This window comes from Cochleicola gelatinilyticus (genome assembly GCF_001637325.1).
Classification (GTDB): domain Bacteria; phylum Bacteroidota; class Bacteroidia; order Flavobacteriales; family Flavobacteriaceae; genus Cochleicola; species Cochleicola gelatinilyticus.
Genome location: NZ_LRXL01000052.1, coordinates 85,925 through 108,914 on the forward strand (window position 1 = coordinate 85,925; position 22,990 = coordinate 108,914).

Consider the following 22,990-nt stretch of genomic DNA (forward strand, 5'->3'; position numbering starts at 1 on the left):
TTGTTTCTGAATTTTAAAATATGAGAGTAGTTATTCAAAGAGTTTCGGAAGCTTCGGTTGCAATAGAAGGAAAAATTACTTCAGAAATAAAAACAGGATTTCTCATTCTTTTAGGAATCGAACATGAAGATTCTCAGGAGGATATAAATTGGCTTTGTGGAAAGATATCCCGGCTGCGCGTTTTTTCTGATGATACTGGAGCTATGAATCTTTCTATTTTAGATATAAAAGGGGAGCTGTTAGTTGTAAGTCAGTTTACGCTACATGCCAGTACCAAAAAAGGAAACCGTCCCTCTTTCATAAAAGCAGCCCGTCCCGAAGTTGCGATTCCACACTACGAGGCATTTGTAGATCAACTTAAGCGCACCACTCAGCTTCGTGTGCAAACCGGAACTTTTGGTGCGATGATGGAAATTGCCCTTGTAAATGACGGTCCAGTTACTATTTTTATTGATTCTAAAAATAAGGAATAAGGGTTTTTCCCCTTTTGTAGGAATTTTAATTTTAATATTTTGCCAAAAAAAATGGTAAAGCCCCATGACTAAAGCATTAATGCTTCTTCTTTTTATTGGTACTCAAATCTTATTCGCGCAAACTTCGTATACAATTGCAGACATCCCGAAAGAACTTCGAGAAAATGCTAATAGTGTTGTCATCCATGAAAAAAAGGTAATTGATATTTCCCGAAATGGAAAGTCAAATTCGAAAATTAACAGAACTATTGCGGTATTTAATAAATTAGGTGACAACGATGTTAATGCATATGCTCATTACGATGATGATACTAAGGTAAGAGATGTCGAAGCTTTTATTTACGATGCAAATGGAAATGAGCTCAAGCATATCAAACAAAGAGATTTTAAAGATGTAAGTGCTGTTAGTGGCTTTTCGCTTTACGAAGACAATCGAGAGTTGCATTTAGAATATACACCCACTGTGTATCCGTATATTGTTAGATTTATTTCTGAAGTGGAAGGAAATTCTACCGTACTTCCTACATGGTATCCAATTAATAGCTATGTGTCAAGTACCATACATAATGAACTTACTATTACCTATGCTTCAGACAACAAGCCCAATTATAAAAAAGAACATGTTGAAGGGTACGATATTTCTATTTCTGAAACACCTGGACAGATAACATGTGTAGCGAAAAACCTGAAGGCAATTCGGTATGAAGAAGAAGCGCCTCCGTATTTTAATGTATTGCCAAAAGTATACTTTACACAAGATTCATTTTATTTAAAAGGAATGGAGGGACAAGGTAAAGATTGGAATTCTTTTGGTTCTTGGATGCAACAATCTTTACTTTACGGCACAACAGAACTTTCTCCAGCAACAATTGCCTTAGCGAAACAATTGGTGAAAAATGAAACTACAAATGAAGGAAAAGCTCGAAAAATCTACGAATACCTTCAGAATAAAGTGCGGTATATTAGTGTTCAAATAGGGATAGGGGGTTGGAAACCCATGCTAGCTTCAGAAGTTGATCGATTAAGTTATGGAGATTGTAAAGCCCTTACAAATTACACAAAAGCTTTGCTTGAAGCTGTTGGAGTACCTTCCTATTATACTATTTTATATTTAGATGAAGATGAACGTGATATTACCAAAGATGTACCAACGATACAAGGAAATCATGCTTTCTTAGGAGTGCCTAATAACGATGAAATGATTTGGCTAGAATGTACAAGTCAACGCTCCCCTTTTGGGTATGTGAGCAACAGTCATGATGATAGAGATGTGCTTATTATAACTCCTAATGGAGGTGAAATTGTACATACTAAGAAATATTCTGTAGAAGAGAATACCCAAGTAACCAAAGGAACAATACATCTCAACGCAGAAGGAGCAATTAAGGCGGACCTTGAGCGCACATCGAAAGGGCTGCAATACGGAAATCGTCACGGCCTCACAGATCTTACAGTTAAAAAACAGAAAGAATATTACAAAAATAGATGGGGACATATCAATGGGTTTACAATACCCTCGCTGACACTTAACGACGATAAAACAGATATTGTTTTTACCGAAAACGTACATATTCAAGCTCCTAGATATGCCAGTAGGATAGGAAAAGATTTTTTGTTTTGCGTTAATGTTTTTAATCAGTCAGATTATATTCCACCCCGAAATATTAATAGAAAGCAATCACTATATCTTAAAATGAACTTTAAGGATACAGATACGCTAGAAATAGTAATTCCCTCAGGATATAAATTAGAAGCACTACCTGAAAACAAAAAAATTGAAAACGAGTTTGGAAGCTATTTGGTTTCTTTTGAAAAAATTTCAGAAAATAAATTGAAATACACGCGTGAATTTATCTTAAAAAAGGGTGAATATCTACCTAGTAAATATTCACAATACCGCGATTTCAGAAAAAATATTTACAAATTAGATCAGACCAAAATTCTTATAAATCGCATAGAACCTTAAATCGCATGAAAGTATTTATTTTTTATTTCACCCTCCTATGTATTGGAGTTTCAACCAGTATTGCACAAGACTTTCGTTTTGGAAAGGTCTCTAAAGAGGAATTGGCAGAAAAACATCATCCTAAAGATCCTGAAGCCGATGCGGCCATACTTTATCGAGAATATGATACAGATTTTGAATATTCTGAAGCAAAAGGGTGGCAAGTGGTAACGAATTATTTCGAACGCATAAAAATCTATTCAAAAAATGGTTTCGACTACGCTACAAATACAATTAGGTTGTATCATTCGGGAACTGGAAATAAAGAATTAGTTTCTGGACTCAAAGGGGTGACTTATAATTTAGATGGCAATTCAGTAAAAAAAGATAAGTTGCGTAACGATGGAATTTTTGAAACAGAAGAAAGTGAATATTGGGATAAAAAACAATTTACACTTCCTAATGTTAAAGAAGGGAGTGTGCTTGAAATACAGTACAGAAAAACAACCCCTTTCGTTGAGTATATAGACCCTTATGTTTTTCAAGAATTAATACCTGTTAATAATATTGATTTTAGATTTAGTGTACCTGAATATTTCGGGTATAAAATGCATCAAAAAGGGTGGGTGCCTTTTCAAATAAACAATGATAAAAATCTTCGTACGATGACCTATACCTACACCGAACAAGCTGATCCGGGAATGGGTGGAGGAAATGCAACTCCGAAAACAAGAACTACAAATGTAGATTTTAAAGAAAATGTTTATAAAGTGACGATTAAAGATTTACCAGCAGTGAAAAAGGAAAAGTATTCGGGTGCTTTAAATCGTTACTTATCCGCATTAACTATGGAACTTCAATACACTAAATTTCCAAACTCCACCATGGATTATTATACGACCTCATGGGAGGCTGTGTCCAAAAGTATTTATGAATCTTCCTCTTTTGGTGGTGAGTTAAATCGATCGGGATATTTCGAAGATGCTGTAGATGCTCTTATAACGGGAGTTACCGACGAACAAGAGAAAGTGAAAATACTTTTCGATTATGTAAAAAACAAAATGCACTGGAACAATAGTGGAGGTATTTATACGAGTAATGGAACCAAGAATGCTTTTAAAAAGGAAACTGGAAATGCAGCCGACATTAACCTTATGCTAACAGCAATATTAAGATATGCAGGTCTTAATGCAAATCCAGTATTGGTAAGTACAAAAAAAAATGGAGTTGCACTATTCCCTACAAAGCAAGGATTTAATTATGTTATTGCTGGGGTAGAAATTTCGGGAAAACCACTGTTAATGGATGCTACTTTGAAAGAAGGTGAAGTTAATCTATTAAACCCTAATTTAGTAAACGGTCAAGGACGATTAATTCGTGAAGATGGGAATTCAATTTGGATCCCTCTTAAAATTATGAAGCCAGCACTTCACAGTGTACTGGTAACTGCCGCATTAGAAGAAGATCTTACAATCACAGGTACTTCGCAAAATCGCTTTACAGGAAACCGAGCTCTAACATATAGAGTTGCTTTTACTGATGTTTCTAAAGAGGATGTGAATAAAACTTTGGAAAAGAACAACGAGGCGACAGAAATTTCAAATGCTACTTTTAAAAACTTAAAAACATATTATAAACCTGTAGCGCTCTCTTATGACTTTGAATCGATTAATTCAATTGAAGAAATTGGAGATAAGATTTATGTATCGCCATTATTGTTTTTTTCTGAAAAAGAAAATCCCTTTAAAAGTTCTCATAGAGACTATCCCATCGATTTTGAATTTCCAATTAAAGATCGATACTTAGTAAATATTAGTATGCCTGATGGATACCGTGTAGAAACTTTACCCGAAAGTGTTAGTTTAAAACTTGCAGATGGATCAAGTGCCTTTACGTACCAAATTACCCAGACAGAGAATATTTTGCAAGTGGCGATGGAAAAAGAAATTAACAAAGCGTTATTTCCCGCAGAAAGTTATGAAGAGCTGAAAGAGTTTTTTCAGCGAATTGTAGATAAAACACAAGAAAAAGTAGTCTTAACCAAAATTTAATTAAAAAAAAGTAAACTATGCAAAATCTCATAATTACATGCTTTGTAATATTTAGCTTATTTCAAACTGTAAAGGCTCAAGAGTATCGTTTTGGTAAGGTTTCTAAAGAAGAGCTCAAACAAAAACTGCATCCAAAAGAACCAGATGCCAATGCTGCTATTTTATATCGGGAAATGAAAACGAGTTTTGAGTATACAGTAGACGGCGGATTTGATAGAGTATATGAAGTATTTGAACGTATAAAAATTTATAATAAGAATGGGTTCGATTGGGCTACACATGAGGTAGAGCTTTATAAAGGAGGATCTGGAGAAACCATCGAGCAGATTAAAGGACGTGTATATAACCTCGAGGATAATAAAATTAAAGAGGTAAAGCTTAAAAAAGATGGCATTTTTGAAAATGAGCGAAATGAATTCTATACCGACATATCGTTTACTATGCCAGACATTCGAGAAGGGAGTATAATAGAATACCAATACAGCATAAAATCACCGTATATAGATAATTTGGATGAATCTTCGTTCCAAGAGATTATTCCTGTAGATAGGGCCTATTTAAGGTTTGCGGCTCCAGAATATTATACCTATAAAATGCATCAAAAAGGTTGGTTGCCTCTAAATGTTAATGAAAGCGTTAGTACACGTAAAGAAACGATTAGACAAAATATCGACCCTGGTTTGAGTTATGGGGTGAATAGTAATAGAGGAAGAAGCAATGATTTATCGAAAAGAACTACAAATTTATCCGAAAGTCGGGAATTTAGTTTTGAAGAAAAAATATATGAAATCGATCTAAAGGACGTGCCAGCTTTAAAAAAGGAAGTGTATTCGGGAAATGTGAATAATTATGGATCGGCAGTTAATTTCGAACTTTCATTAGTTAAATATCCCAATTCTCCTTCTAAGGTATATACTACAACATGGGAGGATGTTTCGCAAAATATATTAAAAAACGCTTCCTTCGGAGGCGAGTTAAATCGAACCGATTATTTTTCTAGAGATATTGATGCATTGATAGAAGGGGTCACGAATGATGATAAAAAAATGAGGCTTATTTATGCATTTGTAAAAAATAAAGTAAAATGGAATAAGTTTAGAGGCGCATCGACTATGAAAGGAGTGCGTAATGCTTACAAAAATGGGGTGGGAAACGTTGGAGATATTAACTTAATGCTTACCTCGATGCTTCGATATGCAGGTTTAAATGCAAGCCCCGTATTAGTGAGTTCTAAAAATAATGGAGTTCCATTATTTCCTACTACCAAAGGATTTGATTATATCGTAGCAGGTGTGGAAGGTAATAATACAGTTCGACTATTAGACGCAACAAATAAAGAAGGGGATGTGGATGTATTACCTTCTAAATTAATGAATTGGCAGGGGAGAATAATACGTGATAATGGTAGTTCTACTTGGGTAGAATTGCATCCCAAAAATCCCGCAACGGAAAGCATGCTGATTACTGCCACACTTTCAGATGATTTAAATGTTAAGGGCAATGCCAAAATACGCTATACAGGCCATTATGCCATGGACAAAAGAAAGACATTTTTAGGTGTGAGTGAAATAGATACTCAAAGCAAGCTGGAATCTTCTCTTGGAGATGTAATGCTTTCAGAAATAACGTTTAAGAACCTGAAAGAATCCAATAAACCTGTGTCATTAGAATATGCTTTTGAAATGAGTGATGCTGCTGAAATAGTTGGCGAAAAAATTTATTTTTCTCCGTTGCTTTTTCTTGCTTTAAGTGAAAATCCATTTATAAATGAAGATCGGAAGTATCCAGTTGATTTTAATTATGCAAAAAAAGATCGGTATATATTAAATATTGATATACCTGAAGGATACCAAGTGGAGCGTCTTCCCGAAAGTTCTGCTTTTACATTTGGAGAAAATATAGGAAATTTTGCCTATCGTGTAAACCAAAATCAAAACACGCTTCAACTTTCGGTAGAATATTCAATAAAAGAACCTGTTATCCCAGCGTCAGATTATGCGAACTTGAAAAAATTCTTCCAATTACTTATCGATAAAGAAAATGAAAAGGTAGTTTTGTCTAAAGCTTAAACGCGATGGATATAAAAAATGCCCAACTCGAAGTAGATGCATGGATTAAAGAACACGGGGTTCGATATTTTAATGAACTCACCAATATGGCACAACTCACCGAAGAAGTAGGTGAGGTGGCTCGTATTATTGCACGTCGTTACGGCGAACAAAGCGAAAAAGAAAGCGACAAGAATAAAGATCTTGGTGAAGAACTTGCCGATGTTATGTTTGTTGTATTGTGTCTTGCGAATCAAACAGGTGTGAACCTTCAGGAAGCATTCGATAAAAAGCTGGACCTTAAAACAAAACGGGATCATGATCGACACCATAACAATAAAAAACTTCGCTAGTGTTTAAACAGGTCATTTCACATAAAGGATTTTGGAGATCTGTCTTTATTTTAGGGGTCGTATATATGTCCATATTAGTAGTGATTCAATGGGCATTTACTGGATTTTCATTACATTTTTTTGAAACGATCGGAGTACTCCGATTGTGTCTTGTTTTTGTAGCGGGTGCTTTTGTATGCGGATTTTCAGTTAGCTATGCTAAATTTTGGGGAAAACTTAAAAGTGATCAATACAAGAAATGAAGGTGTTTTTAACACATAAAAAAGACGCTGCTTTACACGCAGATTTAAATGTTTCGGGATCTAAAAGTGAATCAAACCGATTGCTTATTCTTAAGGAACAATACAGCAACCCTTCTATTGAAAACCTTTCAGATAGTGATGATACCGTAACTTTAACAAATGCGCTCAAACTTAAAAAAGGAGTTGTTGATATTCATCATGCCGGTACTGCCATGCGGTTTCTAACAGCTTATTTTGCTTCCACCCCAGGAATTGATGTTGTTCTCACTGGGAGCAAAAGAATGCAAGAACGACCTGTTAAAATACTTGTAGAGGCACTTCGGTCTTTGGGTGCAGAGATTACCTATACTAAAACAGAAGGATTTCCTCCTTTACAGATAAAAGGTAGTATCCTTCAGAAGAACCAAGTTACATTATTGGCAAATGTAAGTAGCCAATATATTTCTGCTTTAATGCTCATAGCGCCTAAGCTTCCAGGCGGTCTAACCATTCAGTTAAAAGGAGAAGTAACTTCTGTGCCGTATATTAAAATGACGTTGGGATTGCTTCAGAAGGTAGGGATACAAGGATCCTTTTCAGAAAACAAAATTGAAATAGCTGCTTCGGAAACGATTTCAGAAAATAAAATAGCTGTCGAATCAGATTGGAGTTCAGCATCGTATTTTTATAGTATCGTCGCTTTATCTGAAGCTGCTACGGTAACACTCACACATTATTCCGAAAAAAGTTTACAGGGAGATAGAGCCATTGCCGATATGTACGAAGCGCTTGGTGTTACGACTGTTTTTAATGCTTCGGAGCACAAAATTATACTACAAAAGAATACCTCTGAATTGCCCAATCACCTTCTGTTGCACTTGGCAGACACTCCAGATATTGCGCAAACCATTGCCGTATCGTGTTTCGGATTAGGAGTTGGATGCACACTAACAGGACTACATACCCTTAAAATTAAAGAGACCGATCGATTGGTTGCTTTAAAAACAGAGTTAGAAAAACTTGGGGCAACGGTCCATATTACAGACGATCGTTTAGAACTTGCGGCTTTTAACGGAAAAATAAAAGAACACATCGCTATTAAAACGTATCAGGATCATAGAATGGCGATGGCATTTGCGCCACTGGCATTAAAAGTTCCACTTATTCTTCAAGATTCGATGGTAGTGTCTAAATCATTCCCAACATTTTACAAAGCACTAGAAACGCTTGGTTTTTCGGTGCAATTCGAGTAATAATCCGTTCTACTTAAAATAATGTATTGCGTTTGGTCTTTCATTTTCAATGTATTTTAATAATACTTGTCCATTTACTTGACAACCCCTATGTTGAGGTTGTATATTTGCAGCTTTTCAACACTAAACAGAATATGCAATGGGAATGAAACTTTCTAATTTTAATTTTGAACTTCCGGAAGAACTTTTGGCCGAATATCCTGCTCCAAACAGGGACGAAGCGCGTTTAATGGTTTTAAACAGAAAAGAAAAGACCATCGAACACAAAATGTTCAAGGATCTTATCGACTATTTTAATGAAGACGATGTGTTGGTTTTAAACAACACGAAAGTATTTCCTGCGCGTTTGTTCGGAAACAAAGAAAAAACAGGTGCTCGTATTGAAGTATTCTTATTACGAGAATTAAATCCGGAAACACGTCTATGGGATGTATTGGTAGATCCAGCACGAAAAATTCGAATTGGGAATAAATTATATTTTGGTGATGATGAATCTTTAGTAGCAGAAGTAATCGATAATACAACCTCGAGAGGAAGAACCCTTCGTTTTTTATTCGATGGTTCGTACGAAGAATTTAGAAATAAACTTACTGAATTAGGAGAAACGCCGCTTCCAAAGTATATAAAAAGAGAAGTAGAGCCTGAAGATGCCGACCGCTATCAAACTATTTTCGCTAAAAATGAAGGAGCAGTAGCTGCACCTACGGCAGGATTGCATTTTTCGAAACACTTGTTAAAACGTCTTGAGATTAAAGGTGTTAATTTTGCAGAAGTTACATTACATGTTGGCCTAGGAACTTTTAGCCCTGTGGAAGTAGAAGATCTTTCTAAGCATAAAATGGATTCGGAAGAAATGAGCGTTAACGACGCTGCTGCCGAAATTATAAACACTGGGATTAATAGAAAAAAGCGGGTTTGCGCAGTAGGAACTACGGCGATGCGCGCACTAGAGAGCTCTGTTTCTTCAGATCACATGCTGAATCCCTATTCAGGATGGACCAATAAATTTATATTTCCTCCTTACGATTTTAGCATTGCAAATGCGATGGTAACAAACTTTCATACACCAAAATCTACTTTATTAATGATGATCTCTGCTTTTGCAGGACATGATTTTATAAAGGAAGCTTATGCTGAAGCGATTAAAGAAAAATATCGTTTTTATACCTACGGCGATGCGATGTTAATTATCTAAAAGCTAATAAAATCCTGATGTTTCATCAGGATTTTTTATTTTAAGACTAGAAAGAGGGTACTTCGTGAAAAAATGTCTATTTTAGTAATAGTGTAGTAAAGCTAACCTCTTGAATGTGAAAAAACTATTACTTCTTTTTCTATCTTTATTCTTTTTCAGTGTTTGTGCACAAGAGTCAATTAATGATGAGCCCTTAAGTTGGTCTTTGACACTTCAGGAAGAGGTAGATCCTCTTTACCTTGAAGCATTAGATCTTGAGGAAATATATGAAGAAGACCGTATTAATGATCGTGACAAAAGTCAACCCTATCGCTATGGTATTTCAAGGCCTGTAGTAATTTCAATTCATCATGATGGAGTTTGGAGTAGTTTAGAAAATGGCGGTAAAATATGGCGGGCAGCAATCACATCTCCTGGCGCTAAGAACTTAAGTGCAGTACTTTCAAAATTTCACTTACCTAAAGGGGCGACGCTTCATTTTTACAATACAGAACATACAGATCGTACGATTACATTTTCGAAACTTCAGAACCGTGATAATGATAAATTAGCCACTTGGTTTGTTGCAGGTGAGACACTATGGGTGGAGTATTATGAACCTGCCAACGTCGATGCTCCTGTTCAACTAGAAATTGAAAGTGTTGTTCATGGATATAGGATGGATGCGTTAGAAAGTATTGCAGATATGAATCGTGGGCTTAATGATTCTGGTGATTGTAATTACGACGTAAATTGTCCAATTGGAGATGATTTCGATTCTCAGAAAGATATTTTAAAGAAAGCAGTAGCTATGCTAACTCTTGGAAATGGATACCTTTGTAGCGCTGTTTTATTAAACAATACGAATGCAGATAAAACTCCATTTCTTCTTACTGCAAACCATTGTCTTGAAAATAGCGATCCTTCACTTTGGACAATCCGATTTAATTGGATGAGCCCTAACCCTGTATGTGCTACTGGGGATGAGAGTGCAGATTTACTAACTAATTTTACCATGAGCGGAGCTACATTACGCTCTAGTAATTCTGAAAGTGATTTTGCCTTAGTGGAATTACATTCTCAAGTGCCAGATTCATGGGATATTGTATTTGCAGGTTGGGATAATTCAGACTTGGATCCTTTATTTGAAGTAGGAATTCACCATCCAAATGGTGATATCATGAAAATTTGTCGAGACGATTCTGGAGCTGTAAAGGAAGATGCCAATGGAACACAAGTTTGGTTAATTGGTGGTGTCTCGGTAGGAGAAGGAGATGGATGGGAGATTGGAACAACCGAAAGCGGTTCTTCGGGTTCTCCATTATTTAATGAAAATGGTAAAGTAATTGGACAATTATATGCTGGGCAATCCCATTGTGACGGATTAGAAAGTAATTCAGATTACGATATTTACGGAAGACTAGGAGTTTCATGGGATTTTGGTGACACCCCAGAAACTCGCTTAAAAGATTGGTTAGATCCTTTAAATATAGGAGTGTCAGAATTGGGAAGTCTGCAAAATATTTTGAACATACCCGAGGTTTCCATAGAAGGTTCATTAGAAATTTATCCAAACCCTGTGTCTAATACGTTACTCGTTATGAATAATAGGTATCCTAATTTAACATACCAATTTTATAATATACTTGGACAGGAACTTCATGCTGGAAGTATGGCAAATACTATTAATACGCTCTCTGTAGTCGATCTTGCAGAGGGGGTTTATTTTCTACATTTAATAGATGGTGATACCGATTCTAGAATAACTAAGAAGATCTTAGTAGATCGTTAATTTTTCTCATTTTATAAAATTTCAAACCCATTGAAGGCTACATCGTCAATGCCGTATAATTGTGTTATTTTTGCATGCAATGAAAGTAGATAAAAAAGATATACGCGCACTTTCTAAAGAAGAATTAAGAACTTTTTTCGAAAGTATAGGAGACAAAGCATTTCGAGGCAATCAGGTCTACGAATGGTTGTGGAGTAAAGGAGCGCATACGTTCGAAGAAATGACGAATATCTCTAAAGAAACAAGAGCACATCTTGAAACAAATTTTGTCATCAATCACATTGAAGTAGATAGCTTACAAAAGAGTTCCGATGGAACCATTAAAAATGCAGTAAAGCTTCATGATGGGTTAATTGTAGAATCGGTTTTAATTCCTACTGCTAAACGTACAACAGCTTGTGTTTCATCTCAAGTAGGATGTAGTCTTGACTGTAAGTTTTGTGCTACATCCCGATTAAAACGGATGCGTAATTTAAATCCCGATGAAATTTACGATCAAGTTGTGGCAATCGATAATGAGAGTAGATTATATCACGATCGCCCCTTGTCGAATATTGTATTTATGGGGATGGGCGAACCTTTAATGAATTATAAGAATGTACTTCTTTCTATAGAAAAGATTACTTCGGAAGAAGGATTAGGGATGTCTCCAAAACGAATTACAGTATCCACCAGTGGTGTGCCAAAAATGATTAAGAAATTGGCAGATGATGAAGTAAAATTTCACCTAGCAGTTTCTTTACATTCTGCCATTCAAGAAACACGAGAGCAGATCATGCCGTTTGCAAAAAGTTTTGTTTTAGAAGACCTACGGGAATCCCTTGAATATTGGTATGAAAAAACCGAAAGAAAGATCACCTACGAATACATCGTCTGGAAAGGTATTAACGATAAAAAGGAAGATATCGACGCATTGGTACAATTCTGTAAATATGTTCCTTGTAAAGTCAATTTAATAGAATACAATCCCATAGATGATGGTGAGTTTCAAAAAGCTTCTGAAACAGCTACCGATACTTATATAAATGCCCTTGAACGTAATCGCATTCCTGTAACGGTTCGAAGAAGTCGCGGAAAAGATATAGATGCTGCTTGTGGGCAATTGGCTAATAAACAGTAGAGTCTCTGAGGTACCTCGAAAAAGAAGAATACTTATAAAATAAAAAAAAGCGGCCAATGGCCGCTTTTTAAATATAAGACTAAAGTGTAATACTTAGTTCTTTACAATTTTGAAAGATTTCTTAGCTCCTTCGATTGTAACTGTAGCGATATAAACACCAGACTTCAAAGAAGAAATGTTTACAGTTTCGTTAGAGTTGTTTAATTCTTTAGAGATAACTTGTTGACCAAGAATGTTGTGCAATTGTACATTATCCATTGCAGTACCAGCTCTTAAAGATAAGTTTCCATTAGATAGGAAGTGGCTAAAGTTTGCGAATGTTTGGTCTTCAACACTTAATGTAGCTGAAGTTACAAGAAGATCATCAATTGAAATGAAATCTTCGTCTGTAGAATCGTAATGTCTGAAAGCTAAATATACAGTTTCACCTGCGAAATCTTGAATTTCTAATTCTCTTTCATATACAGTTCCAGCATCATTAGGATCGTCATAAGTTTCAGTAAATACAGTTTCAGAATTTACTAAATCAGCGATATCGCTACTAGTACCTACATATACACTATACTTTTCGTTGTCCCATTCTGCCGCAGCACATTGAACTACCCAAGTAACAAGAGCACCACTACCTTCAGGAATGTCGAATCCTGGAGATACAGCCCAGTTGTCCGGGAAAAGAGGTGAACCAATCCAAGATCTTGAAATTAAAGATACAGGTGTAACAGGATTCGAATCTGCATCAGTAATAACAAACTGATCTCCAAACTGATTTCCATCACCATCTTCATCATAAAGAGTCCAATCAGAAATATCTTCGTCATCAAAATTATCCTCAAAAAGGACTTCTTGTGCATTCAGAGTAAAAGCAGCAAACATTGCAGCTGCAAAAAAAGTAATTTTTTTCATAATAATAATTTTTAGTTTAATATGTGTATAGCAAATATATTAAATCAAAAGTATAAAACAATTAAAATCGTAGTAATTACCTATTTTTGATTAAATAATGAAGATAGTATCTCAAATAAAACTTCCGATAGAAAAAGAAATGGAGCTTTTCGAAAAAAAGTTCTCCACATCCATGTCTTCTAAAGTTGCGCTGCTCAATAAAATCACCCATTACGTAGTAAATAGAAAAGGGAAACAAATGCGACCCATGTTTGTATTTCTAATTGCAAAGATGACAGGTGGAGGTGTCGTTAATGAGCGTACGTATCGGGGTGCTTCTGTGATAGAGCTTATCCATACAGCAACATTAGTGCACGATGATGTAGTGGACGATAGCGATCGACGCCGGGGTTTCTTCTCAATTAATGCGCTGTGGAAAAACAAAATCGCGGTACTCGTTGGGGATTACTTGTTATCGAAAGGTTTATTGCTATCAATAGATAATGACGATTTCGATCTGCTTAAAATTATTTCGGTAGCGGTTCGGGAAATGAGTGAAGGTGAATTGCTGCAAATTGAAAAAGCCAGAAAACTAGATATAACAGAAGATGTCTATTTTGACATTATCCGCCAAAAGACAGCAACCCTCATTGCTGCCTGTTGCGCCATGGGAGCTCAGTCTGTAAATGCTTCGTCACAAGAAGTTGAAAATATGAGAAATTTTGGAGCTCTTATAGGTACGGCATTTCAAATAAAAGACGATTTGTTCGATTATGGAGAAGAAGCTATCGGGAAACCAACGGGAATTGATATTAAAGAACAAAAAATGACGCTTCCATTAATTTATGCTCTAAATAATGCTTCAGAAAAGGAGAAACGCTGGGTAATAAATTCAGTAAAAAATCACAATACCAATAAAAAGCGTGTAAAAGAAGTCATACAATTTGTGAAAGATGCCGGTGGACTCGACTATGCAATTCAGAAAATGAAACAATTGCAGCAAAATGCACTCGACTTAATACAACATTATCCAGACTCTCCGTATAAACAATCGCTTGAACTCATGGTGAACTACGTGATCGACCGAAAGAAATAAAATTTAAATTCAATACTTCCGAGAAGCAAATACGTTAATTTTCATTACTCATTCTTGAATTTTTACAATTTATTTTAACCTGCAGGCAACCCTATTTAAAAATTCTGCGTCTATAAAGTAGAAGCCAATACGTAACGCAATTTTGAAAGTAATATCATTACATAAAAAATATGCGCCGCTCATTAAAAAAGCGGCCAAAGGAAACCGCAAAGCACAACACCAGATGTTCGAGCTTTTCGCTCCTAAAATGCTTAGTATTTGCAGACAGTATGTAAAAAGTAACACGATTGCTGAAGAAGTAATGCTCAGCGGATTTTTAAAAGTGTTTACGCATTTAAAGACGTATAAAGGAGAAGGTAGTTTCGAAGGATGGATTCGCCGAATTATGGTACACGAATCGATATCACAACTTCGGAAAGAAAAAAAACTCCAATTTAATACCTCAAAAACACTTGAAAATTCGATCGAACATGTTACCTATATAGAAAGTGAACTAGAAGTGGCAGACATTCAAAAAAGTATCGACACCTTACCGGAAGGATATAAAACAGTGTTTGTGCTCTATGCGATTGAAGGATACAAACACAGCGAAATTGCTGAGTTGCTCGATATTAGTGAAGGTACCTCAAAATCACAACTTTCAAAAGCAAGGAAGGCGTTGCAGCTTTTAGTTAATCAACAAAATAAAACGAATTATGGAACCCATTAAATTTGAAGATCACCTACGGGAGAAGCTGGAAGAACGGGAAATTCAACCTTCAAAAGACGCTTGGAGCAAACTCGAAGCTCAATTAGGCGAAGAGAAGAAATCGAACATAAAAGGATACTGGTGGGCTATTGCAGCCGGATTTATAGGAATACTTATTGTAAGCACCGTGTTTTTTACGAAAGATGCTTCAGGAATAAATAATAATTCTGTTGTGGAGACAAATCCTTCAGAAACGAATAACACCATAGATAAGGTTGAAAATAAGACTGAAATAGTTTCCGAAGTAAACAAAAATAATAAGGTTGAAACTGAAACAATTACTACGGAAAAAGTTCAAGAGGTAAAAGCAACTGTAAGATCTCAGCAACGTTATGCAACGCACAATAGAAAAGAAAAGACTGAAGCAGCACCTACTGAAACTAAACCGTTTGTACAAAACCAATCCGCTGCAAAAAGTAGTATCGCATCGGTAACCGAACAGCACATCGAATCAGGGAAACAGGAGTCTAAAGAAACGAATAACACCTTATTTATAAAGAATAAAGTGTCTCAAGTAGTTGCACAAGTACAGCAACTACAGGAAAATAATACAATGGTTACCGCCGAGGAGATCGATGTGCTACTGGCCAGTGCACAACGGGAAATTGCCACCCAAAGAATTCTACGTCAACCAAAAGTAGATGCTGCAGCATTGCTTGAAGATGTTGAGATGGAACTGGAGCAAAATTTTAGGGAACGGGTCTTCGAAGCATTGGGGGAAGGATTTCAAAAAATTCGAACCGCCGTTGTAGACAGAAATCAATAATCATTCATCAATCACGCTTTGAGTGTTCCGTCGATCATCGGCGGAACCACCAAAGCATTAAAAATCAAAATCACATGAAAACGACTACTATTTGCACAGCGATCGTGCTGTGGCTGCTCGCTATTGCCGCATCACAAGCACAGGAGACTACACTAGAAAAGGATATAAAAATTCTTGAAAATTTAAAAGAACAGGTTATTCAGGAAGAAAAAGATGCCTTAAAAAATGAAGTTGAAAGTATTACGCAACGCCTAGAAAATGATAACATTACAGCTGCCGAGGCAGAGGAGTTAAAACAAAAAGCGGCTGAGAAGCGCGCATTGAATATAGAAAACAGAGTGGCGATTATCGATAATAAAATTGCGTTAGCAGAACGAAATGAAGGAGACAATGTAATGGGCGATGATACCGACAGACTGGTGTTAAGAATAGGTCGTGATGACAACCAGAACGATTCTTTTTGGTATGTGGGAAGAAAAAATAAGCCACGAGAATACGATCTTAGAACATCATCAGACTTTGTGTTCGCCGTTGGATTAAATAATGTCATCACAGAAGGAGAATCCTTGGAAGATTCCGATTTTAAAACTGGTGGAAGTAAATTTGCCGAATTAGGTTGGGCGTGGAAAACACGTGTTTTTAAAGAAAGTAATTGGCTTCGAATAAAGTACGGATTTTCATTTCAGTTCAACGGATTAAAACCAACTGGGAACCGCTATTATGTAGATACTGGAGCGCAAACCGAATTGCAGGAATTTCCTGTGAATCTCGACAAATCGAAGTTCCGAATGGACAACCTAGTTTTTCCAGTACATTTTGAAATAGGACCTTCAGAAAAAATTGAGAAAGAAGACTATTTTAGATATAATACGTATAATAAAATTAAATTCGGAATAGGTGCTTATGCTGGATTCAATCTAGGTGTGCGTCAAAAATTGAAGTTCGAAGAAGACGGAGACGACGTAAAGCAAAAATTAAAAGGCGATTACAATACCAATAATTTTGTGTACGGTTTAAGTACGTATATAGGATGGAGAGAAACCGCTCTGTATTTAAAATACGATCTAAATACGATCTTTAAAGACAATCCGGTGGACCAGCGCAATGTGTCTTTAGGGCTCCGGTTCGATTTAGATTAATACTGTTGTTTATGTTAATTAATATAGGTTGTTTCTTCGGAAGCAGCCTTTTTTATTTTTTTATTTCTTCTATAATTTTTAAAATATTTATAGGTAGATGAGCGATAATTAGTAACGCTAGCGTTCAAGAAAAACCATACATTTGCGTATCTTTTCTTCGGAAGAAAACAATAGAAAAACAATAAATATTGATCTCAAGAACCACCATAGATAATGTATTTGAAACCGCCCGAGTTGAAGAGGTCATTGGTGATTTCGTACAACTGAAGAAATCGGGAAGTAACTTTAAAGGATTAAGTCCGTTTAGTGATGAGCGTACTCCCAGCTTTATGGTATCTCCAGTAAAACAGATCTGGAAAGATTTTTCGAGTGGCAAAGGAGGGAATGTAGTGGCTTTTCTTATGGAGCATGAGCATTTTACCTATCCGGAAGCTATCAAGTATTTGGCGAAACGGTACGGTATTGAAGTGGAAGAAACCGAGCAAACCAACGAACAAAAAGAGCAAGCGAACGAACGTGAAAGTTTGTATTTGGTAAGTGAATTTGCGAAAGACTACTTTCATAGCACCTTGCTTAAAACCGAACAAGGTAAGGCTATTGGGTTAAGCTATTTTAAAGAGCGTGGCTTTACGGAAGAAACCATTAAAAAATTCGAGTTAGGGTATTCCCCCGATCAATGGGATTCGTTTACAGCACACGCAATTAAAAAAGGATACAGTCTCGATTATCTGGAGAAAACCGGACTTAGTATTGTAAAAGAAGAAAAGCAATTCGACCGCTTTAAAGGGAGGGTGATGTTTCCTATTTTAAGCATGAGCGGAAGAACGCTTGGCTTTGGGGGGCGTATTTTAAGTAGTGAAAAGAAAGCGGCTAAATACTTAAACTCTCCCGAAAGCGATATCTACCATAAAAGTAAGGTACTTTACGGGATTTTCCATGCAAAACAAAGCATCGCAAAAGAGGATAACTGTTATTTGGTTGAAGGATATACCGATGTGATTCAGTTTCATCAAACTGGGATCCAGAATGTTGTTTCATCTTCGGGGACGGCGTTAACACCCGAACAGATTCGCCTTATTAACAGGTTAACCAAAAATATTACCGTGCTTTTCGATGGGGATGCTGCCGGATTAAGAGCCTCGTTACGTGGTGTCGATCTAATTCTGGAGCAAGGCATGAATGTAAAGATCTGTACCTTTCCCGAAGGAGAGGATCCCGATAGCTTTGCACGTAAAAATTCGTTGGAAGAACTCAGTTCATTTTTGGAAGAAAATGCACAGGATTTCATCAATTTTAAGGCTTCTTTATTAGCTTCTGAAGCAAAAAATGATCCTGTTAAAAAGGCAGATACCATTCGGGATATGGTGGTGAGTATTTCTAAAATTCCCGATGTGATTCAAAGGGAAGTATATCTGCAAGAGTGTTCTAGGATAATGGATATTTCTGAAGAGGTTCTATTTAACACCTTGGCACAACTGCTTCAAAAAGATCGAAAAGAAGCTGCTAAAAAACCAAAAGAGACACCACAACCTTTCGATGTAATTCCGAAGGAAAAAACTTCTGTTACAAAAGTAGATGCTTTGTACGAATTAGAACGGAAGATTATTGAATTGCTTTTGCTATACGGAAACGAAGAAGAAGAATTTGAAGACCTTATTCTTGAAACAGATGAGAAAGGCGAAATTGCGCTTAAACCAGAAAAAGTTACCTCTCGGGTATTTGAAAAGATTTATCTCGATTTACAGGATGATGAAATTGAATTTGCTAACGATGGATTTAAATCGGTGTATTATGAAATTATTACTACTTTAAATCAAGAACAGGAGTTTCAGTTAAATAATTTTGTAAATACTTTGGATGCAGAGAAGGTGTCTGCTGTTACCGATATTCTAATGGATGAAGAAAAATATACGCTTCACAATTGGGAGGGAAAAGAAATTTATGTAAAACATAAAGGTATGACCATCGCTCAAATTGTTTCAGAAACAATATTAAACCTTCGTCGACATCTTGTTTCACAGAAAATAAACGAGTTGTCTGAAACTATTAGAGAACAGACTAGTGAACAAAAAGAGAATAGTTTACAGGATATTGTGGATTATATTACCTTAAAAAAAGTGCTCTCAGAAAAATTGAACCGCGTTTTATAAAACCGTCTTTGTTTAAACTAAAAATCCACGAATAAGTATGATACTATTCGTGGATTTCTATTTTTTAGTGTGACTAAACTAATGCTTCCTATTATCCAAACTGAAACATTCTTGACTGATGAATAAGATCTGCAAGATTGTCAACTTTTAATTTCTTTAAAAGACGTGTCTTATAGGTGCTAACGGTTTTTTCATTAATATTTAAGGCGTTTGCAATGTCTTTATTTCTTTTTCCGCTCGAAAGTAAATTTAATACTTCAATCTCTCGGGAAGATAATTTTTTATAACGACTAATCGCACTTGTTTCGCCAACATTCCTGCTGGTAAACGTAGAGGTTAGTTCTTCATTCAAGAAAATACCTCCTTTTGCAATTTGTTTTAATGCCTTTAAAAATTGTTTTGTAGAAGCTGTTTTAGGAACATACCCAGCAGCACCAGATTTAATAGAACGCAGTGCATAAATTTCTTCCGGGTGAACCGAGAAGATAAGAACACGCATATCGGGGAATTCGGTTTTAATGCTTCGAAGTGCATTAATGCCATTTATATGTGGCATGTCGATCTCCATAATAAGGATATCTGGTTTTAATTCCCGTAAGTTTTTATATAATTCGTTCCCGTTAGTTGCTTTCCCGACAATATCATAATTATCGTTTTTTTTCAGCATACAACTAATTCCCTTTCGGACAACAGGATGATGATCTGCAATAAAAATTTTCTTCATTTTAGGTCTTTTTATAACAAAGACACTTAAAAGCAGTAGATGAAATTAAGTGTGAGATTTTTTGTAATACTAATACTACAAATCAAAACTAAAAAAAAGAAAGGTTCAATTAGATTAATTTCGTCGAACTTCAAGAATACTCGTTAAAATCATTATTATTTAAGTGTAGGAGGAATTTTACATACAGGAATAGGATTCATCTTATGTTGGTTTGCACGATTTAAACGAGTATATATTTCATAAACCTCGCGTGTTCTTCCGCTAAGATCCTGAATAGCAACCCCTTCGTTCTGTAGTTCCATCGCCATTTCTAATTCGTCGTAACTGGCGCCAATTTGGTCTTCATCTGTACGACTGTCGCCGAAAAGACCGTCGGTAGGAGCAGCTTTTAAAATAGAATCGGGTACTTTTAAATACGCTCCTAGTTCATATACCTCACTCTTTAAAAGATCTGCAATCGGACTTAGATCTACACCACCATCACCATATTTAGTGAAAAATCCTACACCGAAATCTTCTACCTTATTTCCCGTTCCTGCTACCAAATATCGATGCAAACCTGCAAAATAATAGAGTGTCGTCATGCGTAATCTGGCTCGCGTATTGGCAAGTGCGAGATCTAAATGCGTATCGTCTGTGGTTTGAGGAGTTTGAACTTTAAAAGCTTCAAAAACAGGTGTGAGATCTACGCGAACGTCACTTACATTGGCAAATCGTTGTTTAAGTTGCGCAATGTGTTCTTCTGCACGAGTTACTTGGCTTTCCGCTTGATGTATCGGCATTTCAACACATAATGTTCTTATTCCTGTCTTTGCACACAAAGCAGAAGTAACGGCTGAATCGATCCCACCACTAATGCCCAACACAAATCCGTCCATTTTAGCATTCATTGCATATTCTTTTAACCAGTTTACAATGTGATCTACTACTTGTTCAGTTTTCATGTAAGTGTTCTTAAATTATGGAATCATTTTTAAAGGTTTTTTAAAGTCGGTCGTTAAATGATAAAAACTCTGAGCTAAAAAAAATACCTTTGCACACAAAAATAAACTAATTGTAAAATTAAAAAAAGAGACGAGCGTTAAACAGTTTCTAAAGTTTTAAGCATGAGATATTTTCTTAGCATTTGTTTGGGTTTATTTATTTTCGGCTGTAATTCTGAGAGTAAAATAGAAAAGGAAATCGATACTATTCCTATTTCAGTTTCTATTATTCGTTTCGACAGGGCTTTTTCTGAAACTACTTCGGAAACGCTTCCGGCATTAAAGAAAGAATATCCAGTATTTTTTCCGAAGCAAATACCCGACAGCATCTGGGTTCGAAAAATAAACGATACGCTTCAGAAGCAACTTGAAGCCGAAGTACTGAAGCAGTTTCCAAATGGAGAAAAGCTTCAAAATGAATTACACTCTCTATTTCAGCATATAAAATATTATTTTCCGAAGTTTCGAGCCCCCACAGTGGTAACTACAACCTCAGATGTAGATTACCGAAATAAAGTTATTGTGGCAGATACTTCTTTAATTATCGCGCTAGATACCTATTTAGGGAGTGAACACCCGTTTTATGCAGGAGTTCAAGAATATATCTCTCAAAACATGAAACCTTCTCAAATTGGTCCCGATGTTGCGAGTGCCTATGCTTATCAATTAATTCCAAGGCCTAAAGGTCGTGCCTTTTTAGAAGAGGTGATGTACTTCGGGAAACAACTTTATCTTAAAGATCTTTGGTTGCCTGAGGTAAGCGACGCTGAAAAAATAGGCTACACAGAAGCTCAATGGAAATGGGCAGAAGAAAATGAGACAGAGATCTGGCGTAATTTTATAGAGAATGAGTATTTATATAGTACCGACCCGAAGCTTTCAGCGCGTTTTATAGCAAAAGCACCTTTTTCTAAATTCTATCTTGAAATAGACAACGAATCGCCGGGAATGATAGGGCGTTATTTAGGATGGAAAATCGTACGGGCATATATGGAAAATAATACAATTGAAATTAATGAATTATTGCAAATGGATGCAAATGTCCTTTTCAATAAATCGAAATACAAACCCAAAAAAAATGAGTAAGCATACATCTGAAATTAAAATACAGGTTGGACTGGACGAAAATAAAATTCCTGAAAAATTACGATGGTCTGCAGACGATGGAGGAATTTCTAATGAAGAATCGAAAGCAATTTTTCTGTCGGTTTGGGATCATAAAAAGAAAGAAGCATTGCGTATCGATCTTTGGACAAAGGATATGCCTTTAGATGAGATGCAAATCTTTTTCCATCAAACTTTAAGTGCAATGGCAGATACCTTTCAACGTGCAACTAACGATGAGAAAATGGCGGCGACAATGCGCGATTTTTGTGATTATTTTGCTGAAAAACTGGAGTTGAAAAAGAAATAATTTAAAGATTTAAATCGTTTCTTCCATATTCATCTCGTTGTTAATTTGCTCTATATAATTTAAGAGTTCATCACGACCGGTGCTGTTGCTTGAAGAGGAAACAAAATGAGAAGGCATTTCTTCCCATGTTTCTAGCATTTTCTTTTCGTACGCTTCGATATTGCGTTTTAATGCATTTGGTTTTAGCTTGTCGGCTTTGGTAAATATAATTGAAAATGGCACGCCACTTTCCCCTAAATACTGCATAAATTCTAGGTCGATTGGTTGCGGTTCGTGTCGGCAATCTACTAAGACAAAGGCCAATACTAGTTGTTGTCTTTTTTCAAAATACTGGGTAATAAATTTCTGAAAAACTTTCTTTGCGCTTTTAGAAACTCTAGCATACCCATATCCTGGAAGATCGACTAAAAACCAATTTTTATTAATAGTAAAATGATTAATTAGCTGTGTTTTTCCTGGACGTCCGCTTGTTTTGGCAAGGCTTTTTCGTTGCATCAGCATATTGATCAACGAGGATTTCCCTACATTAGAACGGCCAATAAAAGCGTATTCTGGTAACGGATTTTTAGGACATTTTGCAACATCACTGTTGCTCATAGTAAATTCAGCCGACTTTATTTGCATCTGTATTTTTTAAAATTCTAAACCTCTTGAAGAT

21 protein-coding genes are annotated in these 22,990 nt (G+C 36.0%); 17 read left to right on the plus strand and 4 right to left on the minus strand.

From position 1 onward, the window contains the following. Positions 1 to 20 precede the first annotated feature (20 nt). From dtd to rlmN, 10 genes are all read left to right on the plus strand, one after another. Positions 21 to 473: a D-aminoacyl-tRNA deacylase gene (gene dtd, locus ULVI_RS13320; protein WP_068593293.1), complete on the plus strand. Its 453-nt coding sequence runs from the start codon at positions 21 to 23 to the stop codon at positions 471 to 473. Between the two features lie 64 nt (positions 474 to 537). Further along, positions 538 to 2,439: a DUF3857 domain-containing protein gene (locus ULVI_RS13325; protein ID WP_068593294.1), complete on the plus strand. Its 1,902-nt coding sequence runs from the start codon at positions 538 to 540 to the stop codon at positions 2,437 to 2,439. A gap of 5 nt (positions 2,440 to 2,444) precedes the next feature. Next, on the plus strand, positions 2,445 to 4,469 hold the full coding sequence (locus tag ULVI_RS13330; RefSeq protein ID WP_068593295.1) for a transglutaminase domain-containing protein: 2,025 nt from the start codon (positions 2,445 to 2,447) through the stop codon (positions 4,467 to 4,469). Between the two features lie 17 nt (positions 4,470 to 4,486). Beyond that, positions 4,487 to 6,538, plus strand: coding sequence for a DUF3857 domain-containing protein (locus ULVI_RS13335; RefSeq protein WP_068593296.1), 2,052 nt, complete (start codon positions 4,487 to 4,489; stop codon positions 6,536 to 6,538). Positions 6,539 to 6,543: 5 nt separating this feature from the next. After that, positions 6,544 to 6,870 (plus strand): nucleotide pyrophosphohydrolase, encoded by a 327-nt coding sequence (locus ULVI_RS13340; RefSeq protein WP_068593297.1) that lies wholly within the window; start codon positions 6,544 to 6,546, stop codon positions 6,868 to 6,870. Next, positions 6,870 to 7,112 carry a hypothetical protein gene (locus ULVI_RS13345; RefSeq protein WP_068593298.1) on the plus strand — a complete coding sequence of 81 codons (243 nt, stop codon included), beginning with the start codon at positions 6,870 to 6,872 and terminating at the stop codon, positions 7,110 to 7,112. Before ULVI_RS13340 ends, ULVI_RS13345 begins: the two co-directional genes overlap by 1 nt. Next, positions 7,109 to 8,344, plus strand: a complete 1,236-nt coding sequence (locus tag ULVI_RS13350; protein ID WP_068593299.1) for a 3-phosphoshikimate 1-carboxyvinyltransferase — start codon at positions 7,109 to 7,111, stop codon at positions 8,342 to 8,344. The genes ULVI_RS13345 and ULVI_RS13350 overlap by 4 nt, the downstream gene beginning before the upstream one ends. 145 nt (positions 8,345 to 8,489) lie before the next feature. After that, a complete protein-coding gene (gene queA, locus ULVI_RS13355; protein ID WP_068593482.1) occupies positions 8,490 to 9,539 on the plus strand; it encodes a tRNA preQ1(34) S-adenosylmethionine ribosyltransferase-isomerase QueA in 1,050 nt (349 codons plus the stop codon). 115 nt (positions 9,540 to 9,654) lie between these two features. Further along, entirely contained in the window at positions 9,655 to 11,310 is a 1,656-nt protein-coding gene (locus ULVI_RS13360) for a T9SS type A sorting domain-containing protein (RefSeq protein WP_157632630.1), read from the plus strand. 79 nt (positions 11,311 to 11,389) lie between these two features. Continuing rightward, on the plus strand, positions 11,390 to 12,430 hold the full coding sequence (gene rlmN / locus ULVI_RS13365) for a 23S rRNA (adenine(2503)-C(2))-methyltransferase RlmN (protein WP_068593483.1): 1,041 nt from the start codon (positions 11,390 to 11,392) through the stop codon (positions 12,428 to 12,430). A 93-nt stretch (positions 12,431 to 12,523) separates the two neighbouring features. Here rlmN and ULVI_RS13370 read toward each other — a convergent pair whose 3' ends face one another. After that, positions 12,524 to 13,333, minus strand: a complete 810-nt coding sequence (locus ULVI_RS13370; RefSeq protein ID WP_068593301.1) for a T9SS-dependent choice-of-anchor J family protein — start codon at positions 13,331 to 13,333, stop codon at positions 12,524 to 12,526. Between the two features lie 97 nt (positions 13,334 to 13,430). On the opposite strand from ULVI_RS13370, the gene ULVI_RS13375 reads away from it, so the two are divergent. The 5 genes from ULVI_RS13375 to dnaG all read left to right on the plus strand — a co-directional run bounded on the left by ULVI_RS13375 (position 13,431) and on the right by dnaG (position 19,211). Next, positions 13,431 to 14,408, plus strand: a complete 978-nt coding sequence (locus ULVI_RS13375; RefSeq protein WP_068593302.1) for a polyprenyl synthetase family protein — start codon at positions 13,431 to 13,433, stop codon at positions 14,406 to 14,408. A 142-nt stretch (positions 14,409 to 14,550) separates the two neighbouring features. Next, positions 14,551 to 15,117: an RNA polymerase sigma factor gene (locus tag ULVI_RS13380; protein WP_068593303.1), complete on the plus strand. Its 567-nt coding sequence runs from the start codon at positions 14,551 to 14,553 to the stop codon at positions 15,115 to 15,117. Then, positions 15,104 to 15,922 (plus strand): hypothetical protein, encoded by an 819-nt coding sequence (locus ULVI_RS13385; protein ID WP_068593304.1) that lies wholly within the window; start codon positions 15,104 to 15,106, stop codon positions 15,920 to 15,922. Before ULVI_RS13380 ends, ULVI_RS13385 begins: the two co-directional genes overlap by 14 nt. Before the next feature lie 74 nt (positions 15,923 to 15,996). Continuing rightward, complete coding sequence (locus ULVI_RS13390) at positions 15,997 to 17,061, plus strand: hypothetical protein (protein ID WP_068593305.1); 1,065 nt, start codon at positions 15,997 to 15,999, stop codon at positions 17,059 to 17,061. A gap of 188 nt (positions 17,062 to 17,249) precedes the next feature. Then, positions 17,250 to 19,211, plus strand: coding sequence for a DNA primase (dnaG, locus tag ULVI_RS13395; RefSeq protein WP_068593306.1), 1,962 nt, complete (start codon positions 17,250 to 17,252; stop codon positions 19,209 to 19,211). A gap of 91 nt (positions 19,212 to 19,302) precedes the next feature. Here the strand turns inward: dnaG and ULVI_RS13400 are convergent, their stop codons facing one another. Then, a complete protein-coding gene (locus ULVI_RS13400) occupies positions 19,303 to 19,935 on the minus strand; it encodes a response regulator (RefSeq protein WP_068593307.1) in 633 nt (210 codons plus the stop codon). Between the two features lie 155 nt (positions 19,936 to 20,090). Continuing rightward, positions 20,091 to 20,879 (minus strand): NAD(+) synthase, encoded by a 789-nt coding sequence (gene nadE, locus ULVI_RS13405; RefSeq protein WP_068593308.1) that lies wholly within the window; start codon positions 20,877 to 20,879, stop codon positions 20,091 to 20,093. 162 nt (positions 20,880 to 21,041) lie between these two features. Between nadE and gldB the strand changes: the two genes are divergently transcribed. Both gldB and gldC read left to right on the plus strand, forming a co-directional pair. Continuing rightward, complete coding sequence (gldB, locus tag ULVI_RS13410) at positions 21,042 to 22,004, plus strand: gliding motility lipoprotein GldB (RefSeq protein ID WP_068593309.1); 963 nt, start codon at positions 21,042 to 21,044, stop codon at positions 22,002 to 22,004. Continuing rightward, the gene (gene gldC / locus ULVI_RS13415; protein ID WP_068593310.1) at positions 21,997 to 22,332 is read left to right on the plus strand and encodes a gliding motility protein GldC; all 336 of its coding nucleotides are present in this window, start codon (positions 21,997 to 21,999) and stop codon (positions 22,330 to 22,332) included. Before gldB ends, gldC begins: the two co-directional genes overlap by 8 nt. Before the next feature lie 9 nt (positions 22,333 to 22,341). On the opposite strand, the gene yihA is transcribed toward gldC, so the two are convergent. Beyond that, on the minus strand, positions 22,342 to 22,956 hold the full coding sequence (gene yihA / locus ULVI_RS13420) for a ribosome biogenesis GTP-binding protein YihA/YsxC (RefSeq protein WP_068593311.1): 615 nt from the start codon (positions 22,954 to 22,956) through the stop codon (positions 22,342 to 22,344). Positions 22,957 to 22,990: the final 34 nt, after the last annotated feature.